This is a genomic window from Hymenobacter ruber (assembly GCF_054783255.1).
On the sequence record NZ_BAAGQX010000004.1, the window covers coordinates 1,796,579 to 1,815,228 of the forward strand.

The 18,650-nt window shown below is 61.5% G+C and carries 16 protein-coding genes; 10 read left to right on the plus strand and 6 right to left on the minus strand.

The window, feature by feature from the left end:
- The first annotated feature begins 53 nt into the window (after window positions 1-53).
- The 5 genes from ACYVM5_RS18215 to ACYVM5_RS18235 all read left to right on the plus strand — a co-directional run bounded on the left by ACYVM5_RS18215 (window position 54) and on the right by ACYVM5_RS18235 (window position 6,206).
- Window positions 54-1,094 (plus strand): glycoside hydrolase family 53 protein, encoded by a 1,041-nt coding sequence (locus tag ACYVM5_RS18215; RefSeq protein WP_460619520.1) that lies wholly within the window; start codon window positions 54-56, stop codon window positions 1,092-1,094.
- A gap of 22 nt (window positions 1,095-1,116) precedes the next feature.
- Window positions 1,117-1,479, plus strand: coding sequence for a MerR family transcriptional regulator (locus ACYVM5_RS18220; RefSeq protein WP_198068328.1), 363 nt, complete (start codon window positions 1,117-1,119; stop codon window positions 1,477-1,479).
- Between the two features lie 19 nt (window positions 1,480-1,498).
- On the plus strand, window positions 1,499-2,635 hold the full coding sequence (gene dprA, locus ACYVM5_RS18225) for a DNA-processing protein DprA (protein WP_460619521.1): 1,137 nt from the start codon (window positions 1,499-1,501) through the stop codon (window positions 2,633-2,635).
- A 179-nt stretch (window positions 2,636-2,814) separates the two neighbouring features.
- The gene (locus ACYVM5_RS18230) at window positions 2,815-5,304 is read left to right on the plus strand and encodes a T9SS type A sorting domain-containing protein (RefSeq protein ID WP_460619522.1); all 2,490 of its coding nucleotides are present in this window, start codon (window positions 2,815-2,817) and stop codon (window positions 5,302-5,304) included.
- A gap of 95 nt (window positions 5,305-5,399) precedes the next feature.
- The gene (locus ACYVM5_RS18235; RefSeq protein WP_460619523.1) at window positions 5,400-6,206 is read left to right on the plus strand and encodes an aminotransferase class IV; all 807 of its coding nucleotides are present in this window, start codon (window positions 5,400-5,402) and stop codon (window positions 6,204-6,206) included.
- Here ACYVM5_RS18235 and ACYVM5_RS18240 read toward each other — a convergent pair.
- Both ACYVM5_RS18240 and ACYVM5_RS18245 read right to left on the minus strand, forming a co-directional pair.
- Window positions 6,187-6,681: an energy transducer TonB family protein gene (locus tag ACYVM5_RS18240; RefSeq protein ID WP_460619524.1), complete on the minus strand. Its 495-nt coding sequence runs from the start codon at window positions 6,679-6,681 to the stop codon at window positions 6,187-6,189. The genes ACYVM5_RS18235 and ACYVM5_RS18240 overlap by 20 nt on opposite strands.
- Window positions 6,682-6,689: 8 nt before the next feature.
- Window positions 6,690-7,484, minus strand: a complete 795-nt coding sequence (locus ACYVM5_RS18245) for a thymidylate synthase (RefSeq protein ID WP_460619525.1) — start codon at window positions 7,482-7,484, stop codon at window positions 6,690-6,692.
- A 126-nt stretch (window positions 7,485-7,610) separates the two neighbouring features.
- Between ACYVM5_RS18245 and ACYVM5_RS18250 the strand changes: the two genes are divergently transcribed.
- Complete coding sequence (locus ACYVM5_RS18250) at window positions 7,611-8,216, plus strand: hypothetical protein (protein WP_460619526.1); 606 nt, start codon at window positions 7,611-7,613, stop codon at window positions 8,214-8,216.
- 78 nt (window positions 8,217-8,294) lie between these two features.
- On the opposite strand, the gene ACYVM5_RS18255 is transcribed toward ACYVM5_RS18250, so the two are convergent.
- Together ACYVM5_RS18255 and ACYVM5_RS18260 are read right to left on the minus strand one after the other, a co-directional pair.
- Window positions 8,295-8,501, minus strand: a complete 207-nt coding sequence (locus ACYVM5_RS18255) for a hypothetical protein (protein ID WP_460619527.1) — start codon at window positions 8,499-8,501, stop codon at window positions 8,295-8,297.
- Between the two features lie 93 nt (window positions 8,502-8,594).
- Window positions 8,595-9,053: an ankyrin repeat domain-containing protein gene (locus ACYVM5_RS18260; protein WP_460619528.1), complete on the minus strand. Its 459-nt coding sequence runs from the start codon at window positions 9,051-9,053 to the stop codon at window positions 8,595-8,597.
- A gap of 327 nt (window positions 9,054-9,380) precedes the next feature.
- On the opposite strand from ACYVM5_RS18260, the gene ACYVM5_RS18265 reads away from it, so the two are divergent.
- From ACYVM5_RS18265 to ACYVM5_RS18280, 4 genes are all read left to right on the plus strand, one after another.
- Window positions 9,381-11,696, plus strand: a complete 2,316-nt coding sequence (locus ACYVM5_RS18265) for an efflux RND transporter permease subunit (protein WP_460619529.1) — start codon at window positions 9,381-9,383, stop codon at window positions 11,694-11,696.
- A 222-nt stretch (window positions 11,697-11,918) separates the two neighbouring features.
- On the plus strand, window positions 11,919-12,743 hold the full coding sequence (locus ACYVM5_RS18270; RefSeq protein WP_460619530.1) for an oxygenase MpaB family protein: 825 nt from the start codon (window positions 11,919-11,921) through the stop codon (window positions 12,741-12,743).
- A 26-nt stretch (window positions 12,744-12,769) separates the two neighbouring features.
- Window positions 12,770-13,201 carry a ribosomal maturation YjgA family protein gene (locus ACYVM5_RS18275; protein ID WP_460619531.1) on the plus strand — a complete coding sequence of 144 codons (432 nt, stop codon included), beginning with the start codon at window positions 12,770-12,772 and terminating at the stop codon, window positions 13,199-13,201.
- Between the two features lie 54 nt (window positions 13,202-13,255).
- Window positions 13,256-14,176, plus strand: coding sequence for an FKBP-type peptidyl-prolyl cis-trans isomerase (locus ACYVM5_RS18280; protein WP_460619532.1), 921 nt, complete (start codon window positions 13,256-13,258; stop codon window positions 14,174-14,176).
- A 32-nt stretch (window positions 14,177-14,208) separates the two neighbouring features.
- Here ACYVM5_RS18280 and ACYVM5_RS18285 read toward each other — a convergent pair whose 3' ends face one another.
- Window positions 14,209-17,874: a DEAD/DEAH box helicase gene (locus tag ACYVM5_RS18285; RefSeq protein WP_460619533.1), complete on the minus strand. Its 3,666-nt coding sequence runs from the start codon at window positions 17,872-17,874 to the stop codon at window positions 14,209-14,211.
- Between the two features lie 124 nt (window positions 17,875-17,998).
- A complete protein-coding gene (locus ACYVM5_RS18290; RefSeq protein WP_460619534.1) occupies window positions 17,999-18,583 on the minus strand; it encodes a hypothetical protein in 585 nt (194 codons plus the stop codon).
- Between the last annotated feature and the right edge of the window lie 67 nt (window positions 18,584-18,650).

Genomic DNA, 18,650 nt, shown 5'->3' on the forward strand with positions numbered 1-18,650 from the left:
CTTGCGAGTCCTTCCCCGGCTTGGTTCAAGCCGCACATTTTGCTTCCGCTGCTATGTCGTTTCGTTTGAATATTCTGCGCCGCTCGGCCAGCATTGGCCTGCTGGTATTAGCTGGTTTGAGCGCAGTTGCTGCAACACCTCCTGCTCCGCGCAAGCCCAGGCTGGGCAAAGTCCTAGGGGCCGATATTTCCTTTCTGCCGCAACTGGAAGCCCGGGGCGTCAAGTTCTCGGACAAGGGCGTGGAAAAGGATGCCATTCAGATTCTGAAAGACCACCACTTCAACTACATCCGCCTGCGGATTTTCAATAACCCGGCAGCCGACAGCGGCTACTCGCCCGGCAAGGGCTTCTGCGACCTGCCCCACACACTGGCCATGGCCAAGCGCGTGAAACAAGCGGGCCTGAAGCTGCTGCTCGATTTCCACTACTCCGACACCTGGGCCGACCCGCAAAAGCAGTTCAAGCCGCTGGCCTGGAAAAACCTGACCGGCGCGGCGCTGGAAACCGCCGTGCACGACTACACCAAAGAAGTATTGCAGGCCCTGAACGCCCAGGGCACGCCGCCCGACATGGTGCAGGTGGGCAACGAAATCAACCACGGCATGGTGTGGCCCGATGGCGACGTGGATAAAGCCGACAGTCTGGCCCGCTTCGATGTGCTGGCCGGCTTGGCCAAAGCCGGGGCCCGCGCCGTGCGCGAAACCACGCCCACCGCGCTGGTGATGATGCACATTGCCCTGGGCGGCCAGAACCTGAAATCCACCCTGTGGCTCGACCACATGCTGGCGCGCAAAGTTGAATTCGATGTGATTGGTGAGTCCTATTATCCGAAGTGGCACGGCACCATACCGGACCTTAAGAACAACCTGACGGCGCTGGCCAAAAAATACCCGCAGGACATTGTGGTGGTCGAATATTCGGAGCGCAAGCGCGAGGTCAACGACATCGCCTTCAACCTGCCGGGCGGCAAAGGCAAGGGCAGCTTCATCTGGGAGCCGCTCAACACCTGGGAATCCATTTTCGACAAACAGGGAAAGGCCAACGACTTGTTGTTAATTTACGACGAAATCAGCCGGAAATACCGGGTTGAGTAACCCGATATCGGCTCCAACTACCATGCCCTACAAAGAGCGCAGCATCGAAAAACAATACTTCACCATCGGCGAAGTGGCCGCCCAGTTCAAGGTGGCCGAGTCGCTGGTGCGCTTTTGGGAAACCGAGTTTGAGGAGCTCCGGCCCCGCCGCAGCAAGAAGGGCAACCGCCTCTACACCCCGCAGGACATCGAGGTTTTCCGCACCATCTACCACCTGGTGAAGGAGCGCGGCTACACCATTCCCGGCGCGCGCGACATGCTTAAGCAGAAAGGCCCGCAGCTCAAGGACAAAATTGATGTGGTGCAGAGCCTGGAGAAGGTGCGGGCGTTTCTGCTGAGTTTGAAGAAGGAAGTGGAAGCGGCGGGGAAAGCCGATTCGGAATAGTCCCGCCTCATATCCTTCCATGTCCGATTCTACCAACGACACCCTTTTCCACGAACTCGCCCTTACGCTGCTGCCCGGCATCGGCCCACAGCTCACGCGGCAGCTGATGAGCTACGGCGGCGCGGCCAAAAACGTGCTGATGATGCCGCCCGGCAAGCTGCGCCGCATTCCCGGCGTAGGTGACGCGACCATTAAAATCCTGACTGGGGCGGAGCGCGAAAAGGCTTTTCGCAAAGCGGAAGCCGACTTAAAGAAAGCCGAAAAGGACGGCGTCGAAATCCTGTTTTACACCAGCAAGCGCTTCCCCAGCCGCCTAAAGCTGATTCCCGACGCGCCCGCCATCCTATACTACCAGGGCACGGCCGACCTCAACGCGTCCAAAACCGTGGCCCTGGTGGGCACGCGCCAGGCCACCGACTACGGCCGCGAGCAAACCGAGCGCATCATTGCCGGTTTGCTGCCGCACCGGCCGCTGGTGGTGAGCGGCCTGGCCTATGGCATCGACATTATGGCGCACCGCGCGGCCTTGCAGGAAGGCCTCGAAACGGTGGGCGTGATGGCTACGGGTTTGGACAGAATCTACCCGCATACCCACCAGAAAACGGCCGATAAAATGCGCGAGCAGGGCGGCCTGCTCACCGAATTTCCCTTCGGCACGCCGCCCGACCGCTACAACTTCCCGGCCCGCAACCGCATTATCGCCGGCCTGAGCGATGGGACCGTGGTGGTGGAAGCCGCCATAAAAGGCGGGGCGCTGATAACCGCCGAGCTGGCCCTGAGCTACGACCGTGACGTGCTGGCCGTACCCGGCAACTTGAGTTCTGCGGCCTCAGCCGGCTGCAATGCGCTCATCCGGGACAACAAAGCCGCCCTCTACGCCGAACCGCGCGACCTGGAGCAACTGCTGAACTGGGACGCCGCCCTGCACCAATCGGGCAAATTCAAGCCTGTTCCCTCCTACTCTGCTGCCGATTTTACGGCCGATGAATATGGCCTGATAACGGTGCTGGCTGCCGCGCCGGGCCGCGAACTGCACATGGACGAGCTGGCCTGGAAAGCCCAGCTGGCCATTCATACCGTGGCCTCGCTGCTGCTGGCACTGGAGTTTCGGGGCGTGGTGCGGGCGCTGCCGGGCAAGAAGTTTCGATTGGATTAACCTGAATCAATGCATGCGGGTGCGTATGAATTTTGCTCCAATCAGGCATTATGCTTTTACCGGGTAAGCTACATTTCTCCATACCTGGCTAGCTCGGACACAAGGGCTAGCTAATCCTAGGAGCAGAGTTACTGTAGCATGCTCATTAATTAACCCTTCCAAAACCACATTTTAACATGATGAAAAAAAATCTACCAATGGCGGCTATGCTGCTCGTGGTCGCAGGTTCCGGCCACCACCTCGCCGCCCAAAGCCTGGACCTGGGCTTCGCGCCGCCCGCCATTTATGCTCCGGGCACGGTGTATTCGGCACTGGAGCAGCCCGATGGCAAGCGCGTGGTGGTGGGTGCCTTCACCCGCGTGAACGGCACGCCCGCCAACTACTTGACGCGCCTCAGCCCCAATGGCACCGTGGATGCCGCCTTCCAGCAGAACCTCGGGACCACCTCGCAGGTGTACCGCGTGAGCCGCCAAAGCAACGGCCAGCTGCTGCTGGTCAGCTATACCACCACCGTGACGGCGGGCGGGGTCACCCGCAACGGGCTCATGCGCCTCAATGCCGACGGTACGGGCGACTTTACCTTTAACCCCGGTACGGGACCGGAACTCACCGGCTTCGCGGGCGCCGTCGACCAGGCCCTGCCGCTGCCCACAGGCCAGACGCTGGTGGTGGGCTACTTCGACCACTTCAACGGGGCCACCTCCAATTACATCGCCCGCCTCAGCACAACCGGCACGGTAGATGCAACTTTCAACAGCGGGGGAACCGGGCCCGACAATGAAATCGTAACCGTGGTCCCTCTGCCCAGCGGCAAGTTCCTGATTGGCGGCACTTTTACGTCATATAATGGGGTGGCGCGCAACAGCCTGGCGCGTCTCAACGCCGATGGTAGCCTCGACCCTACTTTCGTTTCGCCCCTGGCGCAAAACGATGAGGTAATCAACATCGCCGTGCAGGCCGATGGCCGCATACTGGTAACCGGTGTGCTAACCTTACCCAACGGCAACGGCAACATGGCGCGGCTGCTCGCCGATGGGGCCGTCGACAATTCATTTAGCCCACCCAGCACCTTCGCCACCGGCTACGTCTACTCCTATTTTGGCGATGCGGTGATACCGCAACCCAATGGGAAAATATTGGTAATTAACACAGTCAGCAGCACATCAGGCTCCGGCTTGGCGCGTCTCAATTCTGATGGCTCCGTTGATGCTTCTTTTCAGACCGGTACCGGCCCCAGCACCCGGCCGCAGTCGCTTACCCTGCTAGCCAGTGGCAGTGTGCTGGCAGCCGGCAGCTTCATGGACTTTAATGGTGCCCTCGACCAGACCCTGGTGCAGCTTACCAGCACCGGGGCGCTCGATACTTCCTTCCAACCCCTGATTCAGCTGTCGGGCAGTGTCAGTTCCATTGTGCGACAGGCCGATGGCAAGCTGCTCGTGGGCGGAAACTTCAGTGAGATAAATGGCCAGACCGCGCGGAAGCTGGCGCGTTTCAATACCAACGGCTCACTCGATGCCACTTTCGCCCTGAGTGCGCCCATTCTTTCCTCCGTCGTGCGGCTGGCCTTGCAGCCCGATGGGCGCTTGCTGGTGGCCACCCCAAACTTGGTGCAGCGCTACCTGACCACCGGCACCCTCGACAACAGCTTTAATGCGGCTGCTGTGGCCATTAGTCGCCCCATCAATCAGATACTGCTCCAGCCCGATGGCCGGGTGTTGGTCGGTAGCAATTCGGGCAATAACTTCAGCGGTAACCTGTGGCGGCTGCAGGCCGATGGCTCGGCCGACGCTTCTTTTGCGCCAACGCTCAGCTCGGGCCAGTTCCTTTATATGCAGGCGATGGCCCTGCAGCCCAATGGCAAGCTACTTTTGGCTGGCCACTACATTCCCAGCAGTGGGGCCGCTTACCGCACAGTTATTCGCCTGAACAGCACTGGTACGCAGGATGCCAGTTTCGCTCAAACGCCAATCGTCACCCTTTCCCCCACTTTCGGTGCAAATGAGCTGGCCGTGCAGGCCGATGGCAAAATTGTAGTTGGCGGGCAGTTTACGTCGGTGGGCGGGCTTTCCCGCAGCAGCATAGCCCGCCTCAACGACGATGGTACCCACGATACCGGCTTTACTCCGCCTACGCTTGGCGGCACTCTTTACAAAGTGGTAGTGCAGCCCAACAACCGCCTTCTGGTGGGAGGCTCCTTTAACGGCGGCGGCGTTCCAAACAACCTGGCCCGCCTGCTGCCCACCGGCGCCGCCGATGTCACCTATGCAGCCAGCGCAGTCCCCAATAACTCCGTTCGTACGCTGCTGGTGCAGCCCGACGGCACGCTGATGGTGGGCGGCTACTTCACCACCATCGGCGGCCAGTCGGCCATGGCCCTGGCCCGCCTCACAGCCAGCAATGTGCTGCACGTGCAGGCCCCGCAGGCCGTGGCCGAGCGCACCCAGGCCTGGCCCGTGCCCGCCCACGCCACCCTCACCGTGGCCCCCGACGCCAGCGCCCACCCCCAGGCCCTCGACCTGCTCGACGTGCTCGGCCGCGCCGTGCGCCACCTGGAGCTTAGCAATGCCGCGCCGGCCAATCTGGCCCTCGACAACCTCCCGGCCGGCACTTACCTGTTGCGCGTGTCTTATGCCGAAGGCACCGTGACCCGCCGCGTGCAAGTGCAGTAAACATTCCGGCTGGTAGTAACCAAAAACGGACGGGCCCGCTGGCTCGTCCGTTTTTTTGTGAGCCTGGGCCAGCGGCCGGCCCTACCTTGCACCTCATGCTGCTGCTTAATAACCACCTTTTGCCCGCTACCACCCTGCCCCTGCCCAATCGCGGCCTGGCGTTCGGCGACGGCTTTTTTGAAACCCTGATTTTCGCCGATAACCGCCTGCGCCTTGCCGCCGAGCATTGCCAGCGCATGCACCGGGCCGCCGCCGCGCTCTACCTCACGCTCCCCCGCGAGCTCGCCACGCCCGAAGCCCTCGCAACCACCCTGGCCCGCCTCGCCGCCGCCCACAACCTGCCTGTCGCCCGCCTGCGCCTGCAGCTCTGGCGCGCCGGCGGCGGCCGCTACACCCCCACCACCGAGGCCACCGAATGGCTGGCCACCGCCGAAGCCTTCGTGCCGGACGAAACGCCCATCGAAAAAGCTGATTTCGCGCGGGAAACGCATTCCATCCATTCCCCGCTCAGCTTTTGCAAAGGCCCGCAGGCGTGGCTCTACGTGCGGGCGGCGCACGAGCGGCAGCAGCGCGGCCTCGATGAAATCATCCTCTGCGATGCGGCTGGGCACATTGCGGAAGCCGGAGCGGCGGCTATTTTCTGGGTGAAGGACGAAGTGTTGTTTACGCCCGCGCTCGAAACGGGCTGCGTGGCAGGCGTGCGCCGGGCGCAGGTGCTGCGGGCAGCCCGGGCGGCGGGAATGGCATGCCGGGAAGGGCTATTCGGGCGGGAAGCGCTGCTGGCTGCCGATGCCGTTTTTACGGCCAATGTGGCGGCAGTTCGCTCCCTAAGCAGCGTGGCCGAACGGGCTTACAGCATGTCCTCAGCTATCCGGGAAACACTTATTGCATTCGGAGACTGAGCGGCACCGTAATGGTGTCGGTGGTGGCAGCTGGCTCAAACCGAAGCTTCTTCATGAACTGCAGGGCTTCGGCTTCAAGTGCAGCGGTTCCTTTTTCCAAACCTTCTTCCGGGATGTAGCCCGCTGCCTGTTTCAAGGCCCGCTGGGCAATTTCGGCCTGGCTGACGGTACCATCCGGCCGCAGTATCAGGCGCACCGTGATTTGGCCCTCTATGCCGGCTTTGAAAGTCGAGCTTGGCCACGTAAAACGGCGGCCGACGTACTGATAGAAAGGTGCGGCGGCTTTCACATACGCCGAATCTTTCAGCTTCCAGAAGCGGGGCGCGGTATAGGATTGCGACGTTTCAGCAGCCGCTTCCTGGGCCGTGGACGGGCGGCGTTGCATATGCAGCGGCATTCCCGGTGCCGAATAGGTTTGCGCATGCGCCAGGCCGCAGAGACCGCAACAGAAAGCCGTTAGTAGTCCGTGTTTCATGCTGCCGTTTAAACGGCAACCGGCGCTTTTATTGCGGGCCAGGGCTCATAATTCTCCAGCTTGAAATCCTCGTACTGAAACCCGAAAATATCGGTCACCGCCGGGTTGATGCGCATCTGCGGCAGGGCTTTGGGCTCCCGCTCCAGCTGCAAACGCGCTTGCTCCAGATGATTGGAATACAAGTGCGTGTCGCCGCCGGTCCAGATGAACTCGCCCGGTTGCAGCCCGACCACCTGGGCCACCATGAGGGTGAGCAGCGCGTAGCTGGCAATGTTGAAGGGCACGCCCAGAAACACGTCGGCCGAGCGCTGGTAGAGCTGGCAGGAGAGCTTGCCATCGGCCACGTAGAACTGGAACAGGGCGTGGCAGGGCTGCAATTTCATGTCGGGCAGTTCGGCCACGTTCCAGGCCGAAACGAGGATGCGGCGCGAGTCGGGCTGCGTCTTGAGCTGCTGGATAATCTGCGCAATCTGGTCGATGTGGCCGCCGTGGCCGTCGGGCCAGGAGCGCCACTGGTGGCCGTACACGGGACCGAGGTCGCCGTTGGCATCGGCCCACTCATCCCAGATTTTCACGCCGTGCTCCTTGAGGTAGGCAATGTTGGTGTCGCCCTTAAGGAACCACAGCAGTTCGTGGATGATACTCTTCAAGTGCACCTTTTTGGTGGTCACCAGCGGGAAGCCCTCGGCCAGGTCGAACCGCATTTGGGGGCCGAAAATGGATACCGTGCCGGTGCCCGTGCGGTCGGTTTTCACGGTGCCAGTGTCGAGGATTTGGCGGAGCAGAGCTTGGTATTGGCGCATGGGACGGAGAATTCTATAAACGAAATCAGGGGTAAAAATAGTGGATAATCGCAGCGGCATTCTTGCCCAAGCATTTTCAGGCTAGGTTTGTAAGAGTGTGGTCTACTCCCCTAATGCTATTCAAACATGAATAATGAACGTCATCAGCAAGCAAACTATAAAAGCCGAGTTAAGTACATTTTTCTGCCGCTCATTAGTTGGGTACTTGTAGTTGCCTGCTATTGGACTGAATTCACAAGTGGACTCATATTCTTTGGGTTGTGCGCGCTTGTCTTAACCTACCCCCTGCTAAACTCAAAGCAGAAAAGCATTTTCACAGGTATCGAAGGCTTTAAAGCAGAAACTAAAAAGGACTTTAAATTCATCTATAATGATTTGGGCAGTTTCACTTATTCTACAAGTGGTTTCGATGCTTTATTGAACAGTCAAAATATTCACATTGACTGGAAAGATATTCGAGCAATTTTTGGGTATAAGGCGGACTTATTTACCACTGATTTGATATGCATGGATATTCACAACTCTGAAACGGTGCTTCGCCTGACGGAAGAAACGGCTGGATGGTATCAATTCAATAGTAAACTGGCTGGACAGTTTCCGTCCATAGACCCAAAGTGGTGCATTGATATTGCTTCACCTGCTTTCGAAACCACCCTGACACTGTTGTATGAAAAAGATGGAATGGAATTGCCACAAGCCGTCAAAGTCTATTACCCACAGCAAACCAAATAATGGGTTCTTCATATAAAAAAAGCCGCCTCGTTTCCGAAGCGGCTTTTTGTTTCTTAGTGGCGGCCGAAGCCGGAGTAATTACAGCTTAACGGCAGCCTCCGGCTTGGCGGAGGGCTTCACGCTGGCGGTTTTGCCGCCTTTCATGCAGCACGAGTGGCCGCCGGCCATGCCTTTGGTGCAGGTTTCTTTCTTGCCTTTTTTACCGTCTTTGTCGTGGCCGTCGTGGGCGAAAGCGGTGGTGCCGGCGAAGGCAAACAGGGCGAGGGCGAGCAGGGTATTTTTCATGGGAAACGAGGTGGAGTGAGGGGATGAAAGTAATGCAACGATTAGCAGGCCCTAAGATACACAATGGCGGCGCTTTTCCAGAAAGCTGTTCCGTTATTTCAGCTTCTGCTCCAGCAGTGTGACGATTTCCTTGTTGCCGCTCTCTTTGGCCAGGGCCAGGGCGTCTTTGCCGTCGTCGTCTTTGGCACGGGCATCGGCCCCGCTGCTGAGCAGGAGCTCGACCAGGGCCTTGTTGCCTTTGCCGACGGCGGCCATCAGGGCGGTGCCTTTGAAGGCATCGGGCTGGTTGACCTGGGCCTTGTTCTTGAGCAGCAGCTGCACCAGGGCGAGGCTGTTGTTGGCGGCGGCGGTGATGAGGTAGGTGGTGGCGAAGCCGGGCACTACTTCAATCACGGCATTCGGGTTGGCCCCGGCGGTGAGCAGCGCATCGGCGGCGACGGCATCGTTTTTCAGAATGGCTTTTTTCAGGGCCTGGGCCGGCGCTGGGGTTTGGGCGTGGGTGGTAAAAACGAAGCTAAGAAGGGCAACCGCAAGGAATAATGTTCTTCTCATATATGCTATAAATGCAAAGATTTGGAGACAACGAAACCACAAAGATGGGCCGGCCGGGGCCGGTAATTGCGCCCAAATTGTTGTTGCTACAATAAGTCAAAGTCCTTGTGTAAAAAGTAACACGGGCGCACCCGCATGGCCGATGCCGCCCGCCGGAGATGAGCCGGCCTTGCGTTTTAATAAGGCGTGGGAACCGAAACAATTGACGAAACCGGGGCGTTGCTGGTAGCTGCGACGCTTGCGCGGCCGGGCTACGGTTCAGCAGTTCGGCCGGCGTTGCTGAAAAGATTAGGCGGCCGTTGCGGCCGTGTCCGTGCCCGCTCTCTTATGTCCCTACGCCGCTACGCCCATACCACCCTGCTCGTGCTGGGCCTGCTCACCGCCCTGAGCGCGTTTTTTGTCGCCCAGCTGCGGTTCAACTACAATTTCAACGACTTCTATCCCGCCGGCGACCCCGACCTGGACTATTACCAGGGCTACACCCAGCGCTTCGGCAACGACAACGACTACCTGCTGCTGGGCGTGGAAGCTCCCGCTGGCCGCACTGTGTTCGACCCCGCTTTTCTGGCCCAGGTGGATTCCCTGACTCACCTGGCCGAGCGGCAAAAGAACGTGCTCCACGTTACCTCGCCCACCACGCTGAACAATACAGTGGTGGAGGGCCTGGGCGTGTTCAGCCTCCCCTACCTGCACCCCGCCACCTACCGCACCGACCCCGCCCGCCGCGCCGCCGACTCGACCCTGATTTACCGCACGCCCGGCCTCGCCGGCAACGTGTTCAGCCCCAATGCCCGCGCCCTGGCCCTGGTGCTCCAGCTCACGCCCGACCTCGAAAAGCCGCCCGGCGACACGTTGTTCGCCGACCTGCGCGCCGGCCTGGCCCGCCTGCACATCCCCGAGGAGCGGGTGCATTTCGCGGGCCGCATCGTGGCGCAGTCCGTGTTTGTGGACCGGCTGAAGTGGGAGCTGGTGGTGTTCATGTCGCTGTCGGTGCTGCTGGTAACGGGGCTGCTATGGCTCACGTTTCGGACGTGGTGGGGCGTGGTTTTGCCGCTGGTGGTGGTGCTGGGGGCCATTTTGTGGGGCCTGGGCATCATGGCCGCGTTTGGGGTCAGCATCGATTTGATGACGGCCCTGCTCCCGCTCATGCTCTTCGTGGTGGGCATGAGTGACACCATTCACATCATCAGCCGCTACGTGAGCGAGCTGGGCTACGGGGCCAGCAAGAAAGACGCACTGCGCGTTACCATCAAGGAATCGGGCTTTGGGTCGGGGCTGTCGGCGCTCACCACCAGCCTGGGTTTTTTCACGCTGATGACGAGTACGATTCGGCCCATTCACAACTTCGGGCTGTTCACGGGCATTGCGGTTATTCTGGCGTTTATTCTCAGCTTCACGCTGCTGCCGGCCATGCTGGTGCTGCTGGGCAAGCCCCAGCTGCGCGAGCCACGCCGCCAGGGCCACAGCTGGGACGGCGTGCTGGGGCGGCTGTTCCGGCAGGTGCTGGTGCGGCGGCGGCTGATTTTCACGCTGAGCGGGCTGGTGCTGGCGGCGTCTATCGGGCTGGCCACGCGGGTCCACATCAATTCCTCGCTGCTTGATGACCTGTCCAAAAGCGACCCCGTGCGCCAGGATTTCGCCTTTTTTGACCGGCAGTTTGCTGGCGTGCGGCCCTTCGAGCTGGAGCTGAAACCGGCCGGCGGCCGCGACATCTACGACCTGGCCGTGCTGCGCCAGACCGAGCAAATCGAAGGCTACCTGGCGAATACCTACGGCCTGCGCTTCGCCGCCTCGCCCGTCACGCTGGTAAAATCGGTGCGCAAGGCCCTGCACGGCGGCGGCTTGGCCGACTACCGCTTGCCCACCGACACGCTGGAAATGCGCAGCCTGCGCGGCAAGCTCTGGCAGTTCCGCAAAAAGCCCGAATTCAGCGCCCTGGCCCTGCCCGATGGCTCGGCCGGACGCCTCACCGGCCGCATGGCCGACGTGGGCAGCATCCGGGCCGACAAGCTGAACGCCGCCCTGCGCCGCTACCTGCGCACTGGCTCTGACAGCACAGTGCTGCGCACCCGCCTCACGGGCTCGTCCAACCTCATCGACAAAAACAACGAAAACCTGACCCTGAACATGATTCAGGGCATGGCTATTGATGTGGCGATGGTCACGCTCATCGTGCTGGCGCTGTTCAAATCCTTCCGCATGACCCTCGTGGTGCTCATACCTAATCTGCTTCCCATCATCATCGTGGCCGGCGTGATGGGCCTGGCCGGTGTGAACATGAAGGTGAGCACCAGCATCATTTTTACCATCGCATTCGGCATCGCGGTCGATGATACCATCCACTTTATCAGCAAGCTGCGCCTCACGCTGGGCAAGGAGCCAGATATTTTCAAGGCCGTGCGCTACACTTACCTGCTGGCCGGCAAGGCCGTTATCACCACTTCGCTCATTCTGGTGGGCGGCTTCTCCACGCTGCTGTTTTCGAAGTTCGACGGCACGTTCTACGTCGGCCTGCTCATTGGCCTCACGCTGCTGTTTGGCGTAGTGGCCGAGCTGACGCTGCTGCCCCTGCTGATTCTGTATTTCTACAAGCGGCCAAAGGTGGCGGCTGGTACGGTGGTGCCGGATTTGCTACCCAAGTAGCCCATTTGCAACGAAAAATGTAGGGTGCGGGGCTTGCCCCCGCCCGTCGTTCGCACTGTTACAATTATTCCGTTCAACGACGGGCGGGGGCAAGCCCCGCACCCTACTCAACGAAACTAATTCTCGATATTAACTTTGAATTACAAAGTTCTTTATAAATTTGCAGCAGAATTATCGGCCTGCAGCTTGGTGTTCTGATTTCGCTTCCGCTAGAAAAACGTTATGGATTACTTCGTGGCCCCCAATTCCATCGTGCGCCGCATCTGGGGCACTTCCGATACGGTGCTGTTCATCTTTGCCGGGGCGGCGGCCGAGTTCGCGCTCAACAAGGCCGTGGACTGGCTCTACTTCACCGGCCGCCTGCCCGCCGACCCGCTGGCGCGGCTCTTTTCTACGGTGGACTACGCCCGCCGCATCGTGTTTGCCGACCGGGCCGGGGCCGAGCGGGCCATTGACAGCATTGCCGCTATTCATGCGGCGGTGGAGGCCAAGCGTGGGCGCGCCATTCCGGCGTGGGCCTACCGCGACGTGCTGTTCATGCTCATCGGCTACTCCATGCGGGCCTTTGAAGTGCTGGAACGGCCCCTGACCGATGCCGAGCGCGAGGAAATTGTAACCGTTTTTTGCCGGGTAGGACAGCGCATGGGCGTCCCCGATTTGCCCACCTCCTACCCGGAATGGCGCGCCGCCCGCGAGCAGCATTTGGTCCGCGACACGGCTGCCAGCACGTACACGTCCGATTTGTATCAGCAATACCGGCGGCATTTGGGCGGGCCACGCTACCGACTGCTACGCATGGTGCAGGGGCTGGTGGTGCCGGCCCGCGTGCGGCGGCTTTTGCAATTGCCAGTCGGTGTTTTCATAAGCCCGGCCGTGATTTTTTACCGTCTTACGCGGCACTGGCAAGTGAGCCAGTCGGCAAAGACTGCCATGCTGCCGACGGAATACCGGGCTCGGATTCAGGCCCTGGATTTGGCCCCGTCCATGCCGGCCGAACCGGCTATGGCTTTTGTGCCGGCCCGCCGGTGCCCCATGCACCACGGCTGATTCTCGTGTCGGGTTTTAATTAACGCATGATTCGGATTCGCAAACGTTATTTATTGGCGGCCAGCTTATTATTCCTGCTGGAAGTATTCATCGCCCTGTTCGTGCACGATAAAATCATTCGGCCCTACGCCGGCGATTTTCTGGCCACCATCTTCCTCTATTGCCTCGCCCGGGGCTTGCTGAAGGCCGCTCCGGGAAAAGTGGCCCTCGGCGTGTTGCTCACGGCTTATCTGATTGAAGGATTGCAATATGTACACCTGCTGAGCTGGCTGGGCTGGCAGCATTCGCGGGTGGCGCGCATTGTGCTGGGCAGCCAGTTTGAGTGGATTGATATGGTGGCCTACACGCTGGGAATCGGGCTGGTGCTGGGCATGGAGGCCGGTTTGGGTTCAATCAGTTCGGGAAAAATTACTGGGCCCAGCGCCCTTGGCCAGGTAAAAAACGCGAACGCCGGATAGCAAATTCATGTTCTGCCGGCCACGATGCCCTATTTTTACTCCAAAAAACAGCCTATGAAATCTTATTTTTCCGCCGCGCTCACGCGTTTGTTTCTGTTAACCGTGCTGGCTTCCGCGGGCCTGTTTACCACCGCCTGCAAAAAGGACGACCCGGAAGTTGTGGACTACAGCGGGGTTGACCAGGAAACCATCACGAAGTATCTGGCGGCCAACAACATTACTACGGCTCAGAAGCAGCCATCCGGCCTTTATTTCCTGCCAGTCAGCACCAACCCCAATGCACCCAAAGTAGCTGCCGGCACTTCGGTAGCGGTGCTGTACACCGGCCATTTGCTGGATGCGGCCGGCACGGTATTCGATGCTTCCTCGAAGCATACCAACCCGTTGTTGACCTTCGTGCCGGGCGCGAACCAAATAATTCCGGGTTTCGACGAAGGGGTTTCGCTGATGCACGTTGGGGATAAGGCAGAGTTCCTGCTGCCTTCCGCGCTGGGCTACGGCACGAAGGCGGTTGGTAGCATTCCGGCCAACTCGGTGCTGCGCTTCGAGGTGGAAGTAGTGGACGTGCCGACGTATGATGACAACCTGATTACGAGCTATCTGGCCACCAAAAGCATCACCACGGCCCAGAAACAAGCTTCCGGACTATACTTTCTGCCCGTAACCACCAATGCCAGCGCCGTGCGGCCGGCCATCGGGAATACAGTAACGGTGCTTTACACCGGGCACTTATTTGATGCGACCGGCACTGTGTTCGATGCCTCGTCGCTGCACAACAACACCCCCATAAGCTTCACCTTTGGCCGCGGCCAGCTGATTACGGGCTTTGAAGAAGGCATTGCCCTGATGCACAAAGGCGACAAGGCCGAGCTCCTGATTCCTTCGGCGCTGGCCTATGGGGTGCAAGGGTCTGCCGGTGGCATCACTCCCAACTCGGCCCTGCGCTTCGAAGTAGAAGTGGTGGACATCAAGTAGAACAGGTCATCAGCAGATAACGCGGAGCCGCGCTACCGCACCCGGGCCAGCAGGGCCGCGTGGTGGGGGGCGCGGCTCAGCATTTCCGCGTTGCCGAGCAGCACCAGCTGCTGGCGGGCGCGGGTAAGGGCCACGTTCAGCTTGCGGTCGACCTGCCCGGTTTCGTCGGGCGACACCATGAGCTCCAGCTGGTGCTCGTGGTGGCAGCAAAAGCTCACAATGATGACCTCACGCTGGCTGCCCTGGTAGCGCTCCACGGTATCGACGCTGATTTGGGCCAAGGCGGGCAAAGACATTTCGCGGGCCAGCTGGGCCAGCCGGGCGCGGATGCGGGCCGCCTGGTTGCGGTAGCTGGCGATGATGCCGAGGGTAGTTTCGGGATTGAATTTATCGCCAAAACCCTGGGCCACGTAGGCAGCAGCGCGGGCCGCCAGCTCGGCCTCCTGGGCCGATTCCTTCATGGATAAATCTTCGGGCTGGCGCTGGGTGGGCACGAAAACCACCCGCTGGCGGCGCAGCGCAGCCGTAAAATCATCGGAAGCCGCGGGCCAGGCGGCGCGGTCGAGCGGGGCGGCCTGCCAGGGCAACGGGCAGCGCAGCTGGCCTTCGTAAAAGTCTTGGTTGACGAGCACGGCCAGCTCCTGGTGCATGCGGTACTGGTCGGCGAGGGTGCCGTGGGCGTGCGGCCACTGCGCCTCGGCCCGCCGGAACAGGCGCTCGAAGTAGGAGTTGCGCAGGTTGGTGAGGCCGAGGTTTTCGCGCAGCAAATCGGCCACTTCGGGGGCCACGGCGCTGGTTTCGGGCTCCTGGGCCACCACGGCGGGCAGCTGGCGATGGTCGCCAATGAGGATGAACTTCTTCACTTTGGCCAGCAGCGCCAGCATCGGCGATTCCAGCACCTGGCTGGCCTCGTCCACCACGGCCACGTCGAACTGCTTGAGCATGAACAGCTCGGGCTTGCCCAGCAGGCTGGCCACCGTGCCAACATAAAACGGCGTGCCGGTGAGGCGGGCGCGCACGGTTTGGCGGCTGGCGCAGTCGGCAATCATGGCATCGAGCAGGTACGGCCGATACTGCGGGGAAGTGCCCAGCCGCGAGCCCACCCGAATGAAAGGCAATTTCGCTTCGACCAATTGCTCGCAGATTTCGTCCACGGCGCGGTTGGTGTAGGCGGCCAGCAGCACCTGCTTGTCCTGTTTATAGAGGTTTTTGGCCAGCTCGCGCAGCACGCTGCGGGTTTTGCCGGTGCCGGGCGGGCCGCAGAGCACGAACCAGTCGGGCGCGGCCAGGGCGCGGGCCACTACTTCGGGGGCCGTGGTAGCAGGCGCAGCGGCAGGGCTCCAGCCCTCCGGCTCGCGCGGGCCAGTGCGGGCAAGCAGGCGTTTGCGGCGCTCGGGGCTCAGGCCGAGGAAGGACGAGAGGCCGGCCCACTCGCGGCGGAAGGTGTCGTAGGTATCGGGCTCCAGGGCCCAGTGCGAGTGGCCCAGCAGGTAGCGCGGGGCCATGCGGCGGTTGCGCACGCTGAGCACCACGCGGCCATCAGCCCCGAGGTCTTCGGCAAGGACGACTTTCACCACCTGCGCATCCAGGACGCTAAGTTGGTGAACTGGTGGACTGGTGGACTGGTGAATTGACGAACTGCCTTCGGCTGAGGTGGAAACGGCTGTTTCTTCGGAAGCCTCAGCGGCAGCAGTTTCGCGGGCGCTACGGCGACGTGGATACAGAATCAGCGTGTCGCCAGCGCGAAAGTTGACTTCGCGCCCCCCGGCGGGGCGCTGGAAAATGAGGTGTGGGCCGAGGCCGTCGCGGGCATCATCGGGCGCGCCGCTGTGGTCTTCGACGAGTTCCAGGTCATCGAGAAGGCTGAAATTTTGGTACTTGCGGGCCTGGGGCAGCAGCCAGAGGCCGGCCTGACCGCCGGCATCGCCGGGGCGGGCTTCGTCGCCAAGCAGGGTGAGACGCATTTCGCGGGCCGAAAAGCGGGCTAATTCCAGACAGTAAGCGCGCTCCACGGGGTCGGCGGCGGCCCAGGCGTTGGCTACTTTTTCGGCTTTGGTTTTGCCGAAGGGCGGCAGAGCCATGAGGTTGGGATGCAGCACGGGGGCCAGCAGGTGGGCCGTTTGGCGGGGGCCGGTGGCGCGGGCCAGCTGCAACTCGGTACCCACGAGCTGGTTGCGGGCCGAGAGCAGGCGGTCAATCAAATCCTGGTCCTGGTCGACGCGGCGCACGGCGGGCTGGCCGCTGGCCGCGTTGGAGTACAGGATGCTGGTGCGGCCCCGGCCGGCGGTTTCGCCATCGGCCCCAAACACCGATTCGAGCAGCAAGCGGTAGAGCTGGGCCTGGGCGGCGTGGTTGGTCCAGGGCTCGGCGTGGGGCACTTTGGTCGAGCTTTTCAGCTCGATGAGGTCATAGCCGGTGCTGCTTTCGTGCAGCAAATCGAGCCGCCCCTGCAAGCCGTAGGTGGCCGAAAGAAAGGTCGGTTCGAGGAAGCAGTCGGCCAGGCGCAGGGGCTCCTGCTGGTAGCCGGTGCGGCTGGCAGCCACAAAGCCCAGGGCGCGGGTTTCGCGCAGGGTGCGGTGGTGGCGGCGCAGGTCGTTTAGCAGCTCGGGCACGCCGGTCCGGGTCTGAAACTCGGGTAAGGTGCTGAGCGAAAGCGGCGCCGAACGGAAAAGCCGGCCTTTGAAGAAGGTTTCGAGGTCGAATTCTTTGGCGGTTGGCTGCTCGCTGTCTGGGGCTTCTGCTTCTTCATTCTCGTCAGCTCCCGCATCAGCAGTGGCGACTGCGTGGCCGGCTAACCTGGCCAGCCGCTCCAGTTGCTGCCGTTTTTTGGCGGCTTCCCGCCGTGCTTTCGATTCTTCCTGCCGGCCGGCGTGGCTCACCTCTTCGTCCAGCAGCAGGTTCACCAGGTTTCCGAGCACCAGCGGGCGCGAAATGTCATCGGGCAGAAACGCGTTCAGCAGCGCCCATTCGGGGATGGTGCCGTCGCGCTGGGCACACTCGGCAATGGTGGTAACGCTGATGAGGTAGTCGGGCTCGAGCACCACGCGGCGGGCGCGCACGCTGCCATCGGCCAGCAGCACCGGCCCGATGAGGTGCAGTGTGGGGTGCAGCGCGGCGGCCAGCGGCAGCACGTTTTCATACGCTGCCGGCAACACCAGCGCGAAGGGGCCGGCGGGACGGCCATCGGCGGGTGCGGCCATCTCGACGGTGAGCGCGCCGGTGGCCAGGTCGGCGTGCAGCACCCGCACGCGCCAGGTGGTGCTGGCGGCGGCTTCGGGAATATGGGCACCGGCATCAACGGCAATTTCAGCCGATTCGATGGGCGCGGCAGCTTCGGCAATGGGCTGGGGCAGCGCAGGGCCGGCGTAGGCCGCGCCGGTGAGGTGCAGCACCAGCGCCGCTACTGCAGCAAAGCCGTTGGCGGCTTCGGCGCGGGTGCCGGCGTAGCTTTCGTGCACCACCAGGTTGGCGGCCAGGCGCAGGGCCTGCAGCTGCTGGCGCAGAGCGGCGGGCAGTTCGTGCGTGTAAGCGGCCTGGCCAATGGCCTGGTTGAGGTCGATAAACGGAACCTCGCGGGCCTTGCAGTCGTTGCGCAGCACGGCTTCGAGCAGCTTGCGCAGCTTGGGAAGCTGGTCGGCGGGTGCGGCGGCGGGGTCGGCCGCCAGGGCAGCAAGGCGGAGGTAGTACGGGGAGGACATAGGTAGCGGCAGGTAGGTTAAAAGTACCGCTATTGGCGCGATTTCGCACGGAAAAACCTTTACCCAATTCCGCCACGGCCGTAGGCTGCCCGCCTCAGCAGGAGCCTACGTAGCTAGCGCGCAGCTACTTCCCCACGAGCTCAAACACCTCGCCATCGGCCAGGTCGTAGCGAATCAGGCCGTCGTGCTTGTCCCAGTAAATGGCCCGCAGGTGGCCGTTGCCGAAGTTTTTGGCGTTCTGGCCCTCGCGGAAAACGTAGACGGCCGGGTAGCTTTTGCCGGAAGTACTCAGGGTGCAGGGCTCCGAAGTCAGCTCGTTGGGGCGCACGCCCAGGCCGGCTGGCCGGGGATAGTCGAGGCCCGCAGCGGAGAATTTGAGGTCGCCGGGCTGGTTCGGCCTGGTTTTATGGATGCTGAACGTGAAGCCCTTGTTTTGGGGGTCGTATTCGGTGGCGGGCTGCAGTACCACCTGCACGAAAATGGGTTGGAACGCGCCCGCCTCCAGCATATTGCAGTTGGTGTTTTCGTGCCATTCCTGCCGCTTTTGCATCAGCATGGTGTTGGTGGTGCCCCGGTTGCTGCGGAAAGTGACTTTGGTGCCGTCCGGGTACGGGGCGAACCAGGCGCGCTCGTCGGGAGTCAGATTCACCTCTTCGCAGGTGCCGCAGCCAGCCGTGAGGAGCGAGAGCATAGCCAGAATATTTTTCATACCGGGCGGCCGGCGGGGCGGGGTCCTCCCCTTGCCGGCGCGCTGGTTACTACGTAGCTCGTCCGCA

Bases quoted from the DNA above. Each gene is read 5' to 3' on its own strand.
- ACYVM5_RS18285 (WP_460619533.1), bottom strand. From the start codon at position 17,874: ATGTCCTCCCCGTACTACCTCCGCCTTGCTGCCCTGGCGGCCGACCCC.
- ACYVM5_RS18245 (WP_460619525.1), bottom strand. From the start codon at position 7,484: ATGCGCCAATACCAAGCTCTGCTCCGCCAAATCCTCGACACTGGCACC.
- ACYVM5_RS18240 (WP_460619524.1), bottom strand. From the start codon at position 6,681: ATGAAACACGGACTACTAACGGCTTTCTGTTGCGGTCTCTGCGGCCTG.
- ACYVM5_RS18255 (WP_460619527.1), bottom strand. From the start codon at position 8,501: ATGAAAAATACCCTGCTCGCCCTCGCCCTGTTTGCCTTCGCCGGCACC.
- ACYVM5_RS18280 (WP_460619532.1), top strand. From the start codon at position 13,256: ATGAAATCTTATTTTTCCGCCGCGCTCACGCGTTTGTTTCTGTTAACC.
- ACYVM5_RS18270 (WP_460619530.1), top strand. From the start codon at position 11,919: ATGGATTACTTCGTGGCCCCCAATTCCATCGTGCGCCGCATCTGGGGC.
- ACYVM5_RS18230 (WP_460619522.1), top strand. From the start codon at position 2,815: ATGAAAAAAAATCTACCAATGGCGGCTATGCTGCTCGTGGTCGCAGGT.
- ACYVM5_RS18265 (WP_460619529.1), top strand. From the start codon at position 9,381: ATGTCCCTACGCCGCTACGCCCATACCACCCTGCTCGTGCTGGGCCTG.
- ACYVM5_RS18290 (WP_460619534.1), bottom strand. From the start codon at position 18,583: ATGAAAAATATTCTGGCTATGCTCTCGCTCCTCACGGCTGGCTGCGGC.
- ACYVM5_RS18250 (WP_460619526.1), top strand. From the start codon at position 7,611: ATGAATAATGAACGTCATCAGCAAGCAAACTATAAAAGCCGAGTTAAG.
- dprA (WP_460619521.1), top strand. From the start codon at position 1,499: ATGTCCGATTCTACCAACGACACCCTTTTCCACGAACTCGCCCTTACG.
- ACYVM5_RS18220 (WP_198068328.1), top strand. From the start codon at position 1,117: ATGCCCTACAAAGAGCGCAGCATCGAAAAACAATACTTCACCATCGGC.
- ACYVM5_RS18235 (WP_460619523.1), top strand. From the start codon at position 5,400: ATGCTGCTGCTTAATAACCACCTTTTGCCCGCTACCACCCTGCCCCTG.
- ACYVM5_RS18215 (WP_460619520.1), top strand. From the start codon at position 54: ATGTCGTTTCGTTTGAATATTCTGCGCCGCTCGGCCAGCATTGGCCTG.
- ACYVM5_RS18260 (WP_460619528.1), bottom strand. From the start codon at position 9,053: ATGAGAAGAACATTATTCCTTGCGGTTGCCCTTCTTAGCTTCGTTTTT.
- ACYVM5_RS18275 (WP_460619531.1), top strand. From the start codon at position 12,770: ATGATTCGGATTCGCAAACGTTATTTATTGGCGGCCAGCTTATTATTC.